Origin of the sequence: Magnetospirillum sulfuroxidans (assembly GCF_018224925.1) — a bacterium.
GTDB lineage: Bacteria > Pseudomonadota > Alphaproteobacteria > Rhodospirillales > Magnetospirillaceae > Magnetospirillum > Magnetospirillum sulfuroxidans.
In genome coordinates this window covers 1-946 of record NZ_JAGTUF010000056.1, presented here as the reverse complement: position 1 = coordinate 946, position 946 = coordinate 1, and the positions used below count along the sequence as shown (strand labels likewise).

The 946-nt window shown below is 61.7% G+C and carries 1 protein-coding gene; it reads left to right on the top strand.

From position 1 onward, the window contains the following. Positions 1-945: elongation factor Tu (gene tuf / locus KEC16_RS19625; protein WP_211552112.1), on the top strand; the 945-nt coding region annotated here is incomplete at its 5' end. Position 946: the final 1 nt, after the last annotated feature.

The following is a 946-nucleotide window of genomic DNA, read 5'->3' as shown; positions in this document are numbered from 1 at the left end:
CCCGGCCACGCCGATTATGTGAAGAACATGATCACCGGCGCGGCGCAGATGGACGGTGGCATCCTGGTGGTGTCCGCTGCCGACGGCCCGATGCCCCAGACCCGCGAGCACATCCTGCTTGCCCGTCAGGTCGGCGTGCCGGCCCTGGTGGTGTTCATGAACAAGTGCGACATGGTCGACGATCCGGAATTGCTGGATCTGGTCGAACTGGAAGTGCGCGAGCTCTTGAGCAGCTATGACTTCCCTGGCGACGACATTCCGATCGTGCGCGGTTCGGCTTTGTGCGCCCTGGAAGACAAGCAGCCGGAAATCGGCCGCGAAGCCATCTTGAAGCTGATGGCCGAAGTCGATGCCTATATCCCGCAGCCGGAACGTCCGAAGGACAAGCCGTTCCTGATGCCGATCGAAGACGTGTTCTCGATCTCGGGCCGCGGCACCGTGGTCACCGGTCGCGTTGAACGCGGCGTGGTCAAGGTTGGTGAAGAAGTCGAGATCGTCGGCATCAAGCCGACCGTCAAGACCACCTGCACCGGCGTTGAAATGTTCCGCAAGCTGCTCGATCAGGGTGAAGCCGGCGACAACATCGGCGCCCTGCTGCGCGGCGTGAAGCGTGAAGACGTGGAACGCGGTCAGGTTCTGGCCGCTCCGGGATCGATCACCCCGCACACCAAGTTCACCGCCGAAGCCTACATCCTGAACAAGGAAGAAGGCGGTCGTCACACCCCGTTCTTCACCAATTATCGCCCGCAATTCTATTTCCGCACCACCGACGTCACCGGCATGGTTTACCTGCCGGAAGGCACCGAAATGGTGATGCCGGGCGATAACGTGTCGATGACCGTTGAACTGATCGCTCCGATCGCCATGGACGAAGGTCTGCGCTTCGCTATCCGCGAAGGCGGCCGTACCGTCGGCGCCGGCGTCGTCGCCAAGATCATCGAGTAGT